The sequence below is a fragment of the Mesorhizobium sp. A623 genome, assembly GCF_054489405.1.
This window is the reverse complement of the sequence record NZ_JBTMXB010000009.1, coordinates 110901-124237: the sequence shown is the minus strand read 5'-3', so window position 1 is coordinate 124237 and position 13337 is coordinate 110901. Positions and strand designations below refer to the sequence as shown.

Here is a 13337-nt window from a genome sequence, read left to right as displayed (position 1 = left end):
CAACGACCGCACGCGCCGAAGCAGGACATGATACTGCCTATCCCGCGCTGGGAATTCATCGCGCTGTGCGCAGCGTTGATGGCGCTCAACGCGCTGGCCATCGACATCATGCTGCCCGGCCTCCAGCAGATGGGCGCGGCGCTCGGTGTCGAGAACGCCAACCATCGCCAGTATATCATCACGGCCTACATTCTCTCGTTCGGCATCGCGCAACTGGCGTTCGGTCCTGTCTCCGACCGTTTCGGGCGGCGCGGCCCGCTGCTGGTCGGCCTCGTCATCTACATCGTCTCGGCCATCGCGGCTTCGGTCGCGCCGGATTTCGCCACCCTTCTTCTCTGCCGGTTCATGCAGGGCATCGGCGCAGCGGCCACCCGCGTCATCTCGGTCTCCATCATCCGCGACTCGTTCGGCGGGCGGCGCATGGCGGAAATCATGTCGCTGGTGTTCATGGTGTTCATGGCTGTGCCCGTTGTCGCGCCGGGGCTCGGCCAGATCATCATGATCTTCCTGTCATGGCACTGGATCTTCGTCGCCATGGGCGTCGGAGCGTTCGTCGTCACGGCATGGGCCTTCTTGCGGCTGCCCGAGACTTTGCACCCGGAATATCGCCGCCCCTTTACGCGGGCGGCGATAACGGGCGGGTTCCTTATCGTCTTGTCCAACCGTGCCGCGCTTTGCTACACGCTGGCCGGCATGGCGACGTTCGGGGCGCTGTTCGGCTTCATCAATTCGGCGCAGCAGGTCTATGTCGAGCTTTATGGGCTGGGCGCGTGGTTTCCGGTTGTCTTCGCCGCCGTCGCCAGTCTGATGGCGGCATCCAACTATCTCAATTCGCGGCTCGTTGGCGCCATCGGCATGCGGCGTCTGTCCCAGGGCGCGCTGATCGGCTTCATCGCCGTCAGCACCTTGTGGTTTGTGTTGTCGCTTGTCGGGCCGATCCCCTTCGCGATATTCGTCACCCTGTTCACGCTGGATATGATGCTGTTCGGCCTACTCGGCTCGAACTTCAACGCACTCGCCATGGAACCGCTCGGTCATGTCGCCGGCACGGCTTCCTCCGTGCTTGGCTTCACGCAGACCTTTGGCGGCGGCATCATCGGAACCTTCATCGGCCAGATGTACGACGATACGGTCATGCCGCTGGCCGCCGGCTTCTGCGGCGTCTCGATCGTGGCCTTGCTGATGGTGTTCATCGCCGAGCGCGGCAAGCTGTTCCAGCCGCATAATCCAGCGGTATGACGGGGCCGGCTGTCTAACAGCGCCGGCTATGCGATCAGCCGGGCAGCGCAAGCCCGGCGAAATCGAACAGGCTTTTGTCCAGCAGGTGCGAGGGCCGCACATTGGCGAGCGCGCGGATCATCGTATCCTTGCGGCCCGGCATCTTCTTTTCGATGTCGTCGAGCATCGCCTTCAAGAGGTTGCGCTGGAGGCCGTCCTGGCTGCCGCAGAGATCGCACGGGATGATCGGGAAATTCATGGCGTTGGCGAATTTCGCCATATCAGCCTCCGCGCAATAGCTGAGCGGCCGCAGCACCATCACATCGCCTTCGTCGTTGAGGAGTTTCGGCGGCATGGCGGCGAGCCTTCCGCCATGGAACAGGTTCAGGAAGAAGGTTTCTAAAATGTCTTCGCGATGATGGCCGAGAACCAGCGCGGAACACCCCTCCTCGCGCGCGATCCGGTAAAGATGGCCGCGCCGGAGCCTGGAACACAGCGAACAATAGGTGCTGTTTTCCGGCAGCTTGTCGGTCACGATGGAATAGGTGTCCTGGTACTCGATACGATGGGCAATGCCATTGGCGTCGAGATAATCCGGCAGGATGTGTTTCGGGAAATTCGGCTGGCCCTGATCCAGATTGCAGGCCAAAAGTTCGACCGGCAGCAGGCCGCGCCATTTGAGGTCGAGCAGCAGCGCCATCAGGCCGTAGGAATCCTTGCCGCCGGACAGCGCCACCAGCCAGCGCTCGCCGGGCTTGACCATGGCAAAATCCTCGAGCGACTGCCGCGTCTGGCGCAGTAGTCGCTTGCGCAGCTTGTTGAACTCGACCGAGGAGCGCGCTTGCGCAAACATCGGGTGGCAGCCACCCTCGGCAAGCGTGTCGGCGACTGGCGGTTCAGCAATTATATTCATGACGGATCGCCGGCAAATGATGGAGCGCCAGGGCTCCGTGGGGTCCACAATTTCATCGGTACGGCTTAACGAACCTGCGAACCAAAGAAAAGGCCGCCTCGAGGGCGGCCTTTTCGAATTCTGGACTAAAACGAAGGGTCAGCGCGAATAGAATTCGACGACCAGGTTCGGTTCCATCTGCACCGCGAACGGCACGTCGGACAGGACGGGAACGCGCGAGTAGGTCGCGACCATCTTGTTGTGATCGACTTCGATGTAGTCCGGCACGTCGCGCTCGGCCAGGCCGACCGCTTCCAGCACGATCGTCAACTGCTTGGACTTCTCACGGACCTCGATGACGTCGCCCGCCTTGCAGCGGTACGAACCGATGTTGGTGCGCTTGCCGTTGACGTTGACGTGACCATGGTTGACGAACTGGCGCGCGGCAAAAATAGTCGGAACGAACTTGGCGCGGTAGACGACGGCGTCCAGGCGCGATTCGAGCAGGCCGATCAGGTTTTCGGAAGTATCGCCCTTGCGGCGGTTGGCTTCGTCATAGGCCTTGCGGAACTGCTTTTCCGACATGTCGCCATAGTGACCCTTCAGCTTCTGCTTGGCGCGCAGCTGAATGCCGAAATCGGAAAGCTTGCCCTTGCGGCGCTGGCCGTGCTGGCCGGGGCCGTATTCACGCTTGTTGACCGGGGACTTCGGGCGGCCCCAGATATTTTCGCCAAGACGGCGATCGATCTTGTATTTCGCGGATTCGCGCTTGCTCATCGCATTCCCTTTTCAAAAAATAGCACCCGGAACCTCATGGTCCAGGTGAAGGAAACGCGCCCTCCTCTGGCTCCGTTTTCGAAGCCTGACAGGGTTTTCTCCGCGCGAAGCGGAAAATAACCCACGGGACACGTCAAAAGAAAGCACCGAGCGTCGCCGCCCGGTGTTGGCGGGTGGATAGACCGATGGGTGGCCGGTGTCAAGTTCCGGCTCCCGTTTCCGGAAAAACGGTTCAGCAACCATTCATGTGCCCCGCCGTTAAATCAGGTCGCGGCGATGGTTGCGAACATTATCGCGATACACGGCTAATTCGAGGAGACTACATATGAGAAAATTCTTTCTGGTTCTTGCCGGCGTCGCGATGATGGCGGGCACGTCGCTCGCTGCCGCGCCGGCCATGGCTCGCCCCGGCGATCACTACCAGTCGCAGCACCATCGGCCAGATTACCGAGGCAAGCGTCACCACCGTCAGGTCTGCCGCACGGTCGTGAGAAAGAAGGTGGTTTGGCGCCACCACCGCAAGCAAGTCGTCCGCTACAACGTACGGCGCTGCCACCCGGTAAGATAAGCTCAAAGCTTTGGCAGCTTAGAAAAGCGGCGTTTTCGAGCGTCGTCTTTTTTGAAACCGAAAGCATGTTCGTGTTTCTTATATTCGCTCGCGGAGCTTTCAGGCGCTCTGCAGTTCGAACTCGCCACGCGCCGCTTTTATGTGGGAGTGGTGGACCTCAGCCCAGCGGATCAAATGCGACAAGGGCTCCAGCAGGGACTGACCGAGCGGCGTCAGCCTGTATTCCACGGATGGCGGCACGGTCGGGTATACATGCCGGCTGACAAGCCCGTCGCGCTGCAGGTCGCGCAGCGTCTGTGTCAGCATGCGCTGTGAGATATCGGGAACGGCGCGGCGCAATTCGCCGAAACGATGCGACTTTTCGCCGAGCAGCGAGATGAACAGCGTGCTCCATTTGTCGCCGATCTGGTCGAGCACATCCCGGATCGGACAGTTGGCCAGGCCATCGGCGATGGCAACGCTTGCCTTGATGGTTTTTGCTATCCGCGCCTGCTCGCTCATGGCGGTTCCCTCGAAGTAACCTGGTTCTCAAAAACTGCCTTCTTTTGGCAGAGCACCAACGTGCATATAGTAAACTTGCTCTCATTTTGAGACCACCGTCAACAGGATTCGCATAATGACCGATTTTCTCGTTACCGGCGCCTCCGGCCATCTTGGCCAGAGCGTTCTGCACCATCTCATCACGACGCTGAAGATCGAGCCCGGCCGCATTGCCGCCGCGAGCCGGAAACCGGAAACGCTATCCGCCTGGGCGGCGCGCGGCGTCGCCATCCGTGCCGCCGATTTCAACGACGCCGCCTCGCTGGATCAGGCCTTTGCCGACGTAAAACGCCTGCTGATCATCAGCACCGACGCGTTGGATGCCGAAGGCACCCGCCTCAAGCAGCACAAGGCAGCTGTGAAAGCCGCCGCCAAGGCCGGCGTCGACCACATCGCCTACACCTCGCTGCCAAACGTCGAGACGTCGCTTGTCACCTTCGCCCCGGACCATGCCGGCACGGAAGCCGCCATCGCGCAAAGCGGCGTCCCCGGCTGGAGCATGCTGCGCAACAGCTGGTATTTCGAGAACCTGTTTCATTCGATACCGCAAGCGCTGGCGTCCGGCCAATGGTACAGCGCGGCTGGCCAGGGCAAGCTCGCCCATATCTGGCGCGAAGATCAGGCGCTCGCCGCAGCGACCGCTCTTGCCGATGGCTTTCAGGGACAGCGTACGCTGACCCTGTCCGGGTCGGGTTCATACACGACCGACGAAATAGCAGCGCTTGTCAGCAAGGCCACAGGCAAGCCGCTGGGCGTCGTTCATGTACCGCTTGAAGGCCTGATCCAAGGCATGATCGGTGCCGGCATCCCGGCCCCGGTGGCGACTGTTCTCGGATCATTCGACGCCGCCATAAAGGCGGGCCATCTGGATGGCGATTCCAAGGACTTCGAAGCTCTAACCGGGCGCAAGCCACGTACCTTCGGAGATTGGCTGACGGAGAACGCGGGCAAGTTCACCGCACCCGCCGCCTCCTAAATTACCCTGAAATTGCCCTGCCGCATTCTACACGGCAGGGCATCAAGCCCTTCAGTCACCCTTCTTGTCGGGCAAGCCCTTGCGCTTGGTTTCGGCGAACTCCTCCAACTGCTTTTCGCTCATGGAATCGTACATTTCGCGCGATGCGCCCTTGAGTTCGCTCTTCTTCGTCTCGCCGCGCTTGGCCGAAAGGGCCGCTCCGGCGGCTTTCTGCTGTGCCTTGGAAGTGGCTGGCATGGGTTTTCTCCCTTGCTGTTGAAGGGAGGAAACGCCCTGGCCAGCGCACCGTTCCGCAGAAAATCAGACCGGCTTCAGCCCGAACCCCTGAATGAGCCGGCACGTCGCGAAATCCGGCGCTCCCGAGGTGAAGATGGCGATATCCTCGCCGACCTGGGCGTTGCTCGTATTGCCGCGCCCGCCCAGCAGCGACAGAGCGCGCCGCGCAATCGCTTCGGCCGGGTCCAGCCAGTCGACCGGCCAGGGCGCGGTCTTGCGCATGCGGTTGACCAGGAACGGATAATGCGTGCAGGCTAGCACCACGATGTCCGTGCGCCGCCCGTCCTGTTCGATGAAGCAAGGCGCTATTTCGCCGCGCACGAGTTCCTCGTCGACGAAACCGTCACGCATATAGGCTTCCGCGAGACGCGCCAGATTTCCGCTGCCGACCAGGCGCACATGGCATTTCGACGCCCATTGCGTAATCAGGTCGCGCGTATATTGGCGCTTGACCGTTCCCGGCGTCGCCAGCACCGACACCAGCCCGGACCGCGTGCGCTCGGCCGCCGGCTTGATTGCGGGAACGGTGCCGACGAACGGCGTGTCGGGATAGGCTTCGCGCACGTCGGCCAGCACCAGCGTGGAAGCCGTATTGCAGGGGATAACGAACAGTTCGGGGTCGTGAGCGGCGATCAATTCACCCACCAGCTTGACAATCCGCTGCCGCAGCGCGCCCTCTTCCCAGTCGCCATAGGGAAACGCGGCGTCGTCGGCGACATAAACAAAGCGGCGTTCGGGCATCAGCACGCGTGCTTCGCGCAGCACGGTGAGGCCGCCGACGCCAGAATCGAAGAGCAGCACCGGCCGCTCAGTCATTGCCCGCCTCGCCGTTGTTCCCGGCTGCGTCGCCAGTCTTCCCGGCTGCGTCGCTTCTGCCGCCACCGCCCTTGCGCATGCGCCGGTCGACCTCTTCCTTGCGCTTCGGATAGCCGGCCCCGCGCGGTTCCTTCGGCGAGAAATAGTCGAGCGAGGCAACGACGCCGCGCAGCACTTTCAATTCCGGCTCGGCAAAGCCGGGACGCGTCAGCACCGAGCGCAGATTGTCGACCATCTTCGGCTTCTTGGGCAGTGGCCGGAAGTAGCCGCGTGCATCGAGCGCCGCCTCCAGGTGGCGGAACAGGCCGTGCAACTGCTCCTTGCTGGCAGGCGCCATTTCAGGCGCGGCGAAGTTGGTCGCCGTTTCCCGCTCCAGACCGGATTTCATCCATTCATAAGACATCAGCAGCACCGCCTGGGCGATGTTGAGCGAGGCAAAATTCGGATCGACGGGAAAGGTGACGATCTCGTCGGCCAGCGCCACTTCCTCGTTGTACAGGCCGAAGCGCTCGCGCCCGAACAGGATGCCGATGCGCTGGCCCGACACGCTGCGCGTCCGCAGCATCCGGCCCGCCTCGACCGGCCCGCGCACTTCCTTGAAGCCGTCGCGCTGGCGGGCGGTCGTTGCAAAGATGAATTGCAGGTCGGCAATCGCGGTTTCCAGGCTGTCGAACACCCGCGTGGCTTCGATGACATGGTTGGCGTTGCTGGCGGCGGCAAGCGCCTTGTCGCTAGGCCAGCCGTCGCGCGGATTGACGAGGCGAAGCTCGGACAGGCCGAAATTGGCCATGGCGCGCGCCACCATGCCGATATTTTCGCCAAGCTGCGGCTCGACAAGGACAATCGCCGGGGTGATGGCCGAACCGGGGTGCGGCGTTGGGGCAGGATTTGCGATGGGGGCCATGATGGTCAATGAACTGCAATTTGCGGCATTTCAGCGTCCCTGCCATATTTCGCCGCGAAAATGAAGCTTTCGCTAGCACCGGCGCGCAAAAGGCGCCGCCAGCCATGTCTCCCGATGCCGTCGAACAACCAGAAAGGCGGCACCGGCCGGCCTCGACCGAGATGGCCCAGAAGCTGCGTTTCCAGCGTTTGCGCCTGCTGGAACCCTTTGCTATACGAACCGCATCCCGGCCGAAGCCAATCTGGACGACGCCGTTTCATTCCTGCAGCGAGGCAATTATTCCATGGCGAAGATTAAGGTGGCGAACCCGGTCGTCGAACTCGACGGCGACGAGATGACCCGCATCATCTGGCAGTTCATCAAGGACAAGTTGATCCACCCCTATCTCGACCTGACCATCGACTACTACGATCTCGGTGTCGAGCATCGCGACGCCACCAACGACCAGGTCACCATCGACGCCGCCCACGCCATCCAGAAGCACGGCGTCGGCGTGAAATGCGCCACGATCACGCCCGACGAGCAGCGCGTCGAGGAATTCAAGCTCAAGAAGATGTGGAAGTCGCCGAACGGCACCATCCGCAACATTCTGGGCGGCACCATTTTCCGCGAGCCGATCATCATGAAGAACGTGCCCCGCCTGGTTCCCGGCTGGACCAAGCCGATCATCGTCGGCCGCCATGCCTTCGGCGACCAGTACAAGGCCACCGATTTCCGCTTTCCTGGCAAGGGCAAGCTGTCGATCAAGTTCGTCGGCGAAGACGGCCAGACCATCGAGCACGAAGTGTACGACGCGCCGGGTTCAGGCGTCGCCATGGCCATGTACAACCAGGACGAATCGATCCGCGAATTCGCCCGCGCCTCGCTGAACTACGGCCTGCTGCGCGGCTATCCGGTCTATCTCTCGACCAAGAACACGATCCTGAAAGTCTATGACGGCCGCTTCAAGGACATTTTCCAGGAGGTTTTCGATCAGGAATTCGCGGATGCGTTCAAGGAAAAGAAGATTACCTACGAACACCGCCTGATCGACGACATGGTGGCATCCGCGCTGAAATGGTCGGGCGGCTATGTCTGGGCCTGCAAGAACTATGACGGTGACGTGCAGTCCGACACGGTGGCGCAAGGGTTTGGCTCGCTCGGCCTGATGACCTCCGTGCTGATGACGCCGGACGGCAAGACGGTGGAAGCCGAGGCCGCGCACGGCACCGTTACCCGCCACTACCGACAGCACCAGAAGGGCCAGGAAACCTCGACCAACTCCATCGCCTCGATCTTCGCGTGGACGCGTGGCCTGGCGCACCGCGCCAAGCTGGACGGTAACGCCGATCTGAAGCGCTTTTCCGAAACGCTGGAAAGGGTCTGCATCCAGACGGTGGAATCAGGTTTCATGACCAAGGATCTGTCGCTGCTGATCGGCCCCGACCAGCCCTGGCTGTCGACCACCGGCTTCCTCGACAAGATCGACGAGAACCTGCAGAAGGCGATGGCGTAAGCCAGAACTCCCCAGAACTCCAATGAGCAAGCCTGTCGTATTCGGCGCAGACTACAGCGTCTATGTACGGATCGTCAGGCTTGCCCTTGAACAGAAGGGCGTCGGCTACGACCTCGTTCCGGTCGACGTCTTTGCAGCCGATGGGCCGCCTGGATGGTATCTCGAGATCCATCCTTTCGGCCGCATTCCAGCTTTCGAGCATGACGGCCTGAAATTTTTCGAAACCAGCGCCGTCAGCCACTATGTCGACGAAGCTTTTGCCGGGCCTGCCTTGCAGCCGTCGAGCGCGCGCGACCGCGCGGTCATGAACCAGATCATCGGCCTGCTCGACGCCTATGCCTACCGCGCGATGGTCTGGGACGTAGCCGTCGAAAGACTGGAAAAGCCGAAACCCGATGAAGCTCTGATCGCCGCCGGGCTGCGCACTGCCGCTACGGTCCTGAAGGTTCTATCGCAGTTGAAACGTCCGGGGTCGTGGCTCCTCGGCGACCATGTCACCTTGGCCGACCTGCACGCCGGCCCGATCATCGGCTATTTTCTAAAAGCGCCAGAAGGCAGGGCGCTCGTCGCCGAGCACCCGGCTATTACCGACTGGTGGCAGCGCTTGAGCGAACTGCCGACCTACGCAGCCACCGAACCCAAAACCTGATCCGCCAAAACCTGACCCGTTTGACTCAGGCCGCCTGAAGCGCTGCCCTGACCGCCGCGATTGCCTCACCGGCCTTGGAGGCGTCCGGGCCGCCTGCCTGCGCCATGTCCGGCCGGCCACCGCCGCCCTGCCCGCCAAGCGCTGCGGAAGCGGCGCGCACCAGATCGACCGCGCTGAAGCGGTCGGTCAAATCGTCCGTGACGGCCACGACGACGCTCGCCTTGTTGTCTTCGCCGGCACCGACGAACACGACCACGCCGGAGCCGAGCGCCTGCTTGCCGGCATCCGCCAACGGCTTCAGGTCCTTGGGCGAAACGCCGCTGACCGCCTTGCCCAGAAAGCCGACGCCGGCGACGATTTCGTTCTCGCTCGCGCCGTCGGCGGTCGAGCCGCCGCCAAGCGCGAGCTTCTTGCGCGCTTCCGTCAGTTCCTTTTCAAGCTTCTTGCGCTCGTCGAGCAACGCTTCGACGCGGGCCGGAACATCGGAAGGCGCGACCTTCAGCACCGAGGCCGCCGACTTGAGCCGCTTGTCCTGCTCGTCCAGGTGCTTTCGCGCGGCGTCACCCGTCATCGCTTCTATGCGCCGCACGCCGGCCGCCACCGCCCCCTCCGACACCAGCCGGATCAGGCCGATATCGCCGGTCGCGCCGACATGGGTGCCGCCGCACAGTTCCACTGAATAGGGCTTTCCCGCCTTTTCGCCGAGAATCGCCGTGCCCATCGACACGGCGCGGACCTCGTCGCCGTATTTTTCGCCGAACAGCGCCATCGCACCCTCGGCGATGGCGTCGTCCACGCTCATCAAACGGGTGGTGACAGGACTGTTTTGGACAACGATGGCGTTGGCCATGGCCTCGACCCGCTCCAGTTCCTCAGCGGAAATCGGCTTTGGATGGGAAAAATCGAAGCGCAGCCGCTCGGGTGCTACCAGCGAGCCCTTTTGCGCGACATGGGTGCCGAGCACCTCGCGCAACGCCTCGTGGACCAGATGCGTGGCTGAATGGTTGGCGCGCAGCAGTGTACGGCGGGCATGATCGACCTTGAGTTCGACCGCAGCGCCGGTCTTGACCGTGCCCTTGGCGACCTTGCCGAAATGCACGAACAGGCCGTCGCCCTTCTTCTGCGTGTCGGTGATCTCGATGACGAAACCCTCGCCGGAGATAGTGCCGGCATCGCCCATCTGCCCGCCGGACTCGCCGTAGAACGGTGTCTGGTTGACGACGACGGCGATCGCGTCGCCCGTGACCGCGCTATCGACGACAGCGCCGTCCTTGACCAGCGCCTCGACGATGCCTTCGGCCTGCTCGGTGGCGTAGCCCAGGAATTCGGTCGCGCCGGCCTTTTCACGCGCGCCGAACCAGACGGCCTCCGTCGCCGCCTCGCCGGAGCCGGACCAGTGCGCCCGCGCCTCGGCCTTCTGGCGCGCCATGGCGGCGTCAAAGCCTTCGATGTCGACGGAAACGCCGCGCTGGCGCAACGCATCCTGAGTGAGATCAAGCGGGAAGCCATAGGTGTCGTAGAGCTTGAACGCCGTCTCGCCGTTGAGACGGCCGCCGCTGGACATGCCCTCGGTCGCCTCGTTGAGCAGGCCAAGGCCGCGCGCCAACGTCTTGCGAAAGCGCTTCTCTTCAAGCTTCAGCGTCTCGGCAATCAGCGCCTCGCCGCGCACCAATTCGGGATAGGCCTGGCCCATTTCGCGCACCAGCGCCGGCACCAGCCGCCACATCAGCGGATCGGCAGCCCCCAGCAATTGCGCATGGCGCATGGCGCGGCGCATGATGCGGCGAAGCACATAACCGCGCCCTTCGTTCGACGGCAGGACGCCATCGGCGATGAGAAAGCTGGACGCGCGCAGATGATCGGCAATGACGCGGTGGCTGGCGCGGTTGGCGCCTTCGGCCTTCACGCCGGTCGCCTCTTCCGAGGCACGGATCAGCGCCTTGAACAGGTCGATGTCGTAGTTGTCGTGAACGCCCTGCATGACGGCGGCGACACGCTCCAGCCCCATGCCGGTGTCGATGGACGGGCGGGGAAGCTCCACGCGCTCGGTCTTCGTCAGTTGCTCGAACTGCATGAAGACGAGATTCCAGATCTCGATGAAGCGGTCGCCGTCCTCATCGGGACTGCCGGGAGGGCCACCTGGAATGTGATCACCATGGTCGAAAAAAATCTCCGAGCAGGGACCGCAAGGGCCGGTATCGCCCATCGCCCAGAAATTGTCGCTGGTAGCGATGCGGATTATTTTCTCGTCGGGCAGCCCGGCGATCTTCTTCCAGAACCCGGCGGCCGCATCGTCGGTATGATAAACCGTCACCAGCAGGCGGTTGCGGTCGAGGCCAAATTCCTTGGTGATCAGGTTCCAGGCAAGCTCGATGGCGCGTTCCTTGAAATAGTCGCCGAACGAAAAGTTGCCGAGCATCTCGAAAAACGTGTGGTGGCGCGCCGTATAGCCGACATTGTCGAGGTCGTTGTGCTTGCCGCCGGCACGAACGCATTTCTGCGAGGTGGTGGCGCGCGAATAGGGCCGCGTCTCCAAGCCGGTGAAGACGTTCTTGAACTGCACCATGCCGGCATTGGTGAACATCAGGGTCGGATCGTTGCGCGGGACAAGCGGGCTCGAGGCCACGACCTCATGGCCCTGCCCGCGGAAATAGTCGAGGAATGCCGACCGGATTTCGTTCACGCCGCTCATCAATGCCGCCTTTTTCGAAAAATCGCCGCAAGTCGGCGGAAATGGACACCGGCCTTTTAACGGGCGCGCCGCACCCTGTCCAGAAACACAAGAAGCGAACCGAAGCCCGTGATGCGCCGGCGCAACCAACGATCCCGGGGCCGAAAAGCCAAAACCGCCGGTCGGGGGTCAGAACCCGGCGCCGGCGGCTTGAAACACTCAACTACTTTACACAACGTGGTACGCTGGAGCGCCGTTCCTGCGGCACGCCGGGCAGGATGCTACATCGCGCCGGCTTCGCCCTCGAAATCCTCGCCATCGTCCTTTTCGGGACCACCGTCTTCGAGGAATTTTTCCGCAATCAGGCCGGCATTCTGGCGGATCGCCAACTCGACCTCGCGCGCGGTATCGGGATTGTCGCGCAGGAAAATCTTTGCGTTCTCCCGGCCCTGGCCAAGCCGCTGCGAATTGTAGGAGAACCACGCGCCGGACTTTTCGACGATGCCCGCCTTGACGCCGAGATCGACAAGCTCGCCGGTCTTGGAAACGCCCTCGCCATACATGATGTCGAATTCCACCACCTTGAAGGGCGGCGCCAGCTTGTTCTTGACCACCTTGACGCGGGTCTGGTTGCCGACGACCTCGTCGCGGTCCTTGACCGAGCCGATGCGACGGATATCGAGGCGCACCGAGGCATAGAATTTCAGCGCGTTGCCGCCGGTGGTGGTTTCGGGCGAGCCGAACATGACACCGATCTTCATGCGGATCTGGTTGATGAAGATGACCATGGTGTTGGAGCGCGAGATGGAGGCAGTCAGCTTGCGCAGCGCCTGGCTCATCAGGCGGGCCTGGAGGCCGGGCAGCGAATCGCCCATCTCGCCCTCGATCTCGGCGCGCGGCGTCAGCGCCGCCACCGAATCGATCACCAGCACGTCGATGGCGCCCGAACGCACCAGCGTGTCGCAGATCTCCAGCGCCTGCTCGCCCGTATCGGGCTGCGAAATCAGCAGGTTTTCAAGATCGACGCCAAGCTTGCGGGCATAGACCGGATCAAGCGCATGTTCGGCGTCGACAAAGGCGCAGATACCGCCCTTTTTCTGGGCTTCGGCCACCGTGTGCAGCGCCAGCGTGGTCTTGCCCGAGCTTTCCGGGCCGTAAATTTCAACAATGCGGCCGCGCGGCAGACCGCCGACGCCTAGCGCGATGTCGAGGCCGAGCGAGCCTGTCGGCACCGTTTCGATCTCGACTACCTGCTCGTTTGCGCCCAGCCGCATGATCGAGCCCTTGCCGAACGCGCGTTCGATCTGCGACAGCGCCGCGTCCAGAGCCTTAGATTTATCCACCGCTTTGTCCTCTACCAGCCGCAAAGAATTCTGAGCCATGATACATCACCCCTTGGTCGTCAATGAAGGCCCGACAACGCCGTGAACCTGCCATGTATGTACTCTCTTTGTTCTCTTTTGACAAGAGAGGTCAACCAACTGTAAACATTGCATTATTCCAGTTTGTTCTATTTTTGTTTCCCAATGACCATATAGAATGCATCCCAACGGGC

13 protein-coding genes are annotated in these 13337 nt (G+C 62.3%); 5 read left to right on the top strand and 8 right to left on the bottom strand.

What is annotated here, in order from left to right; all coding sequences use genetic code 11:
* Positions 1-39: 39 nt before the first annotated feature.
* Positions 40-1239, top strand: a complete 1200-nt coding sequence (locus ACX3P1_RS11815; RefSeq protein WP_459079841.1) for a multidrug effflux MFS transporter — start codon at positions 40-42, stop codon at positions 1237-1239.
* Positions 1240-1273: 34 nt separating this feature from the next.
* Here ACX3P1_RS11815 and ttcA read toward each other — a convergent pair whose 3' ends face one another.
* Together ttcA and rpsD are read right to left on the bottom strand one after the other, a co-directional pair.
* Positions 1274-2131 carry a tRNA 2-thiocytidine(32) synthetase TtcA gene (ttcA, locus tag ACX3P1_RS11810; protein WP_459079761.1) on the bottom strand — a complete coding sequence of 286 codons (858 nt, stop codon included), beginning with the start codon at positions 2129-2131 and terminating at the stop codon, positions 1274-1276.
* 138 nt (positions 2132-2269) lie between these two features.
* A complete protein-coding gene (gene rpsD, locus ACX3P1_RS11805; RefSeq protein WP_459079760.1) occupies positions 2270-2887 on the bottom strand; it encodes a 30S ribosomal protein S4 in 618 nt (205 codons plus the stop codon).
* 325 nt (positions 2888-3212) lie between these two features.
* Here rpsD and ACX3P1_RS11800 point away from each other — a divergent pair, with 325 nt between their 5' ends.
* Positions 3213-3455: a hypothetical protein gene (locus ACX3P1_RS11800; RefSeq protein WP_459079759.1), complete on the top strand. Its 243-nt coding sequence runs from the start codon at positions 3213-3215 to the stop codon at positions 3453-3455.
* Between the two features lie 99 nt (positions 3456-3554).
* Here the strand turns inward: ACX3P1_RS11800 and ACX3P1_RS11795 are convergent, their stop codons facing one another.
* On the bottom strand, positions 3555-3956 hold the full coding sequence (locus ACX3P1_RS11795; protein WP_459079758.1) for a winged helix-turn-helix transcriptional regulator: 402 nt from the start codon (positions 3954-3956) through the stop codon (positions 3555-3557).
* Between the two features lie 115 nt (positions 3957-4071).
* On the opposite strand from ACX3P1_RS11795, the gene ACX3P1_RS11790 reads away from it, so the two are divergent.
* On the top strand, positions 4072-4971 hold the full coding sequence (locus ACX3P1_RS11790; RefSeq protein WP_459079757.1) for an SDR family oxidoreductase: 900 nt from the start codon (positions 4072-4074) through the stop codon (positions 4969-4971).
* Between the two features lie 51 nt (positions 4972-5022).
* Here the strand turns inward: ACX3P1_RS11790 and ACX3P1_RS11785 are convergent, their stop codons facing one another.
* The 3 genes from ACX3P1_RS11785 to ACX3P1_RS11775 all read right to left on the bottom strand — a co-directional run bounded on the left by ACX3P1_RS11785 (position 5023) and on the right by ACX3P1_RS11775 (position 6967).
* Entirely contained in the window at positions 5023-5208 is a 186-nt protein-coding gene (locus ACX3P1_RS11785; RefSeq protein ID WP_459079756.1) for a DUF3008 family protein, read from the bottom strand.
* Between the two features lie 63 nt (positions 5209-5271).
* On the bottom strand, positions 5272-6063 hold the full coding sequence (gene murI / locus ACX3P1_RS11780) for a glutamate racemase (protein ID WP_459079755.1): 792 nt from the start codon (positions 6061-6063) through the stop codon (positions 5272-5274).
* On the bottom strand, positions 6056-6967 hold the full coding sequence (locus ACX3P1_RS11775; protein WP_459079754.1) for an RNA methyltransferase: 912 nt from the start codon (positions 6965-6967) through the stop codon (positions 6056-6058). The genes murI and ACX3P1_RS11775 overlap by 8 nt, the downstream gene beginning before the upstream one ends.
* Before the next feature lie 283 nt (positions 6968-7250).
* Here ACX3P1_RS11775 and ACX3P1_RS11770 point away from each other — a divergent pair, with 283 nt between their 5' ends.
* Together ACX3P1_RS11770 and ACX3P1_RS11765 are read left to right on the top strand one after the other, a co-directional pair.
* Positions 7251-8462, top strand: coding sequence for an NADP-dependent isocitrate dehydrogenase (locus tag ACX3P1_RS11770; protein WP_459079753.1), 1212 nt, complete (start codon positions 7251-7253; stop codon positions 8460-8462).
* Positions 8463-8484: 22 nt separating this feature from the next.
* Entirely contained in the window at positions 8485-9111 is a 627-nt protein-coding gene (locus ACX3P1_RS11765) for a glutathione S-transferase family protein (protein ID WP_459079752.1), read from the top strand.
* 25 nt (positions 9112-9136) lie between these two features.
* Here the strand turns inward: ACX3P1_RS11765 and alaS are convergent, their stop codons facing one another.
* A complete protein-coding gene (gene alaS, locus ACX3P1_RS11760) occupies positions 9137-11803 on the bottom strand; it encodes an alanine--tRNA ligase (protein ID WP_459079751.1) in 2667 nt (888 codons plus the stop codon).
* A gap of 260 nt (positions 11804-12063) precedes the next feature.
* The gene (gene recA, locus ACX3P1_RS11755; protein ID WP_459079750.1) at positions 12064-13164 is read right to left on the bottom strand and encodes a recombinase RecA; all 1101 of its coding nucleotides are present in this window, start codon (positions 13162-13164) and stop codon (positions 12064-12066) included.
* Positions 13165-13337: the final 173 nt, after the last annotated feature.

Bases quoted from the DNA above. Each gene is read 5' to 3' on its own strand.
- ACX3P1_RS11775 (WP_459079754.1), bottom strand. From the start codon at position 6,967: ATGGCCCCCATCGCAAATCCTGCCCCAACGCCGCACCCCGGTTCGGCC.
- murI (WP_459079755.1), bottom strand. From the start codon at position 6,063: ATGACTGAGCGGCCGGTGCTGCTCTTCGATTCTGGCGTCGGCGGCCTC.
- recA (WP_459079750.1), bottom strand. From the start codon at position 13,164: ATGGCTCAGAATTCTTTGCGGCTGGTAGAGGACAAAGCGGTGGATAAA.
- ACX3P1_RS11790 (WP_459079757.1), top strand. From the start codon at position 4,072: ATGACCGATTTTCTCGTTACCGGCGCCTCCGGCCATCTTGGCCAGAGC.
- rpsD (WP_459079760.1), bottom strand. From the start codon at position 2,887: ATGAGCAAGCGCGAATCCGCGAAATACAAGATCGATCGCCGTCTTGGC.
- alaS (WP_459079751.1), bottom strand. From the start codon at position 11,803: ATGAGCGGCGTGAACGAAATCCGGTCGGCATTCCTCGACTATTTCCGC.
- ACX3P1_RS11795 (WP_459079758.1), bottom strand. From the start codon at position 3,956: ATGAGCGAGCAGGCGCGGATAGCAAAAACCATCAAGGCAAGCGTTGCC.
- ACX3P1_RS11765 (WP_459079752.1), top strand. From the start codon at position 8,485: ATGAGCAAGCCTGTCGTATTCGGCGCAGACTACAGCGTCTATGTACGG.
- ACX3P1_RS11770 (WP_459079753.1), top strand. From the start codon at position 7,251: ATGGCGAAGATTAAGGTGGCGAACCCGGTCGTCGAACTCGACGGCGAC.
- ACX3P1_RS11785 (WP_459079756.1), bottom strand. From the start codon at position 5,208: ATGCCAGCCACTTCCAAGGCACAGCAGAAAGCCGCCGGAGCGGCCCTT.
- ttcA (WP_459079761.1), bottom strand. From the start codon at position 2,131: ATGAATATAATTGCTGAACCGCCAGTCGCCGACACGCTTGCCGAGGGT.
- ACX3P1_RS11800 (WP_459079759.1), top strand. From the start codon at position 3,213: ATGAGAAAATTCTTTCTGGTTCTTGCCGGCGTCGCGATGATGGCGGGC.